Source organism: Flavobacterium sp. ALJ2, assembly GCF_015594725.1.
In the GTDB taxonomy this organism is placed as follows: Bacteria; Bacteroidota; Bacteroidia; order Flavobacteriales; family Flavobacteriaceae; genus Flavobacterium.
In genome coordinates, this window is sequence record NZ_JADNRC010000038.1 from 1 (window position 1) to 3,120 (window position 3,120).

At 34.7% G+C, this 3,120-nt stretch carries 3 protein-coding genes; all 3 read left to right on the top strand.

Annotated elements, in window-relative coordinates:
- Positions 1–1,069: DUF2931 family protein (locus IUY40_RS19050; RefSeq protein ID WP_195738439.1), on the top strand; the 1,069-nt coding region annotated here is incomplete at its 5' end.
- A 102-nt stretch (positions 1,070–1,171) separates the two neighbouring features.
- Complete coding sequence (locus tag IUY40_RS19055; RefSeq protein WP_195738440.1) at positions 1,172–2,257, top strand: DUF2931 family protein; 1,086 nt, start codon at positions 1,172–1,174, stop codon at positions 2,255–2,257.
- Between the two features lie 2 nt (positions 2,258–2,259).
- The coding region (locus IUY40_RS19060) for a DUF2235 domain-containing protein (protein WP_195738441.1) at positions 2,260–3,120 on the top strand (861 nt) is incomplete at its 3' end.

The window sequence follows — 3,120 nt, forward strand, 5'->3', positions numbered from 1 at the left end:
GCTTTTATTGCTTTTAGCAATAACAATAAATTCATGTATGGAAAAAAAGTATGAGTGGTCAGCAGATATTTCTGCACCAAGAGAGTATCCTGTAGAAGTTTACACAGGAGCAGTAGGAGGTTATTTTTTTAGCCAAATGGGAGGATTTAGCAACACTGGTTGGGGAGGCGGAGGCAGTGTAGATTTTATAAAAGCGCCCTTACCCGAGAATCTTGATATGACATGGTTGTCGTATGTAGATGATAAATTTTATAAAGGCGAATGGAAACTCCCTACAGAAAAAATAAAACAGCTATTTGATGAGGGTTTTTATGCTAAAAGAGGAGAAGAAGCAGTAACAGAACCTTATAAATATATAAAAATTGGATTTGCTCCAAAAGGAATGGTAGTAGTTTGGGTTGCCGGAAATGGAAGACAAGTTGAAGTAGCTCGATTTCAGGCTCATGAAACCATTATAGACCCGAAACTCATCAGCAAAGATGAGGAGTATATGTTTGAAAAGGACTACACTAAAGATATGTTAACTTACGATGGTACTATATCTAAAGACGTTCGGGAACAGCTTGAACAATACGGTTACCCACCATCAGAGGCTTATGAGGAGTATCGTGAAAAATACAACTGGAAACCCAAAGTAGTTTTACCCGAAGGCAGTAGAATAACTTCAATGTACATTAAAATGTGTAACGGAGAAATTGAAGATCCGTATGATAGATCAATAGAGCTAAAAAATAGGGCAATTCCTTTTTCTTTCGAAATATTCTGGTCTGTAGGCAGTGGTAAACAAGAACAAGAGTTTGTTTCTAGAATAGCTTTTACCCACGATAAAGAATATTGGGCAAAGTATCTTGAAGGTGGAGAGGATGAAATTCCGGTAGATTTTGATAAAAATAAAATTAGAAAATTGTTTAAAGAAGATCTTGATAAAAATAAGGCTGTGGAATTGGTTATAAAAATTGATCCTAATGTTGAGATAAAATCAGAGCGAGTTACTGATTTGTATTTAGAACAAGATGGAAAACGATATGAGATAAAAGAAAAGGTAACAAGAACAGGTAAATACGAATAATTATGAGCGTTATATTTGGGCATTATACGCCACCTAAAAAAGAAGATGAAGTTACGGAACTAACCATCGGTATTTTTTTTGCCAATAAAATATAGAACAATAATGATAAAAAAAACAATGCTTTTATTGCTTTTAGCAATAACAATAAATTCATGTATGGAAAAAAAGTATGAGTGGTCAGCAAATATTGCTGCACCAAGAGAATATCCTGTAGAAGTGTACACAGGAGCAGTTGGAGGTTATTTTTTTAGCCAAATGGGAGGATTTCGTAACTCTGGTTGGGGCGGCTCAGGTAGTATAAATTTTATTAAAGCGCCCTTACCTGATAAGCTTGATATGACATGGTTGTCGTATGTTGATGATAAATTTTATACAGGCGAATGGAAACTCCCTACAGAAAAAATACAACAGCTATTTGATGAGGGTTTTTATGCTAAAAGAGGAGAAGAAGGAGTAACAGAGCCTTATGAATATATAAAAATTGGCTTAGCTCCAAAAGGAATGGTAGTAGTTTGGGTTGCCGGAATTACAAAACAAGTTGAAATAGCTCGTTTTCAAGCTCATGAAACAATTATTAACCCCAAACTTATTAGCAAGGATGAGAAGTATATGTTTAGAAATGGTTATAGTCAACATAGATTGGAAAACAATTTTGTAATATCTAAAGACATTCGAGAACAAATCAAGCAATACGGTTACCCACCACCAGAGGCTTATGAGGAGTATCGTGAAAAATACAACTGGAAACCAAAAGTGATCTTACCCGAAGGTAGCAAAATAACCTCAATGTATATTAAAATGTGTAACGGAGAAATGGAAGATCCGTATGATAGACCAATAGATCAAAAAAACAGGGCAATTCCTTTTTCTTTTCAAATTTTCTGGTCAATAGGAAGCGGAAAGCAAGAACAGCGATTTGTATCAAGAATAGCTTTTACACACGATAAAGAATATTGGGCAAAATATCTTGAAGGTGGAGAAAATGAAATTCCGGTAGATTTTGATAAAAATCAAATTAGAAAATTGTTTAAAGAAGATCTTGATAAAAATAAGACTACAGAAATGGTTATAAAAATTGATCCAACAAAAGGAGATGATGATAAATGGGTAACTAATTTTTACATAGAGCAATTTGAGAAAAAATATAATTTAAACCAAATCTGTCAAGATTCGGGTAAATACGAATAGTTATGAGCGTTATATTTGGACATTATACTCCTCCTAAAAAAAAAGACAAAGTTACAGAACTGACCATCGGTATTTTTTTTGATGGTACCAATAACAATAAAAACAACACCAATGCCAAAGAGTATTATGACAAAAGGGCTAGAGGTGAAAGATTAACCCCTGAAGAAACCATTTCCGCAGAAGCATATCGAAAAAGCGGACAAGGCAAAACCAGTAGTAGTTATTATAATGCCTGGTCTAATGTAGCACGGCTTCATGATGCTTATCCTGATGAATTTGCTGTGTATGTTGATGGTATTGGTACTGAGGCTGAAAAAGGAGACTCCCCATTAGGGGCCGGTTTTGGAACAGGATTTATTACTGCAGGTACAGGTATATTAGGAAAAGTACAAGAAGGCTGCAAAACGTTAGCGAAGAAAGTAGCTGAAAAAAGTAAAAACAACCAAGTGAAAATCCTTAATTTAGATGTTTTTGGTTTCAGTCGAGGTGCAGCAGCAGCCCGAGTTTTTTTGGATGAAATTGAGAAAAAATCAGATCTATCGGCTGTTAAATTTAAAAATAAAAGAGGTTATTTTGGGTATTATTTAGCCAAAAATAATATCACGGTTGATGTGGTAAGAGTTCGTTTTCTAGGTCTTTTTGATACTGTATCTTCTTACTCGAAAGGAATAAGTATGAATCCGAATTTTGATAATGATGAAACCGAAATAGAACTAAACAATCTATCTCGGGCAAAAACAGTCATGCACTTTACCGCTACTGATGAGCATAGAGCCAATTTTTCGCTTACTAAAACAAGAGTAGGAAAAGAAAGAGAATTTCCAGGTGTGCATTCTGATGTTGGCGGAAGTTATAATGATGGC

Coding starts and splice junctions, on each gene's coding strand:
- IUY40_RS19055 (WP_195738440.1), top strand. CDS start 1,172: ATGATAAAAAAAACAATGCTTTTATTGCTTTTAGCAATAACAATAAAT.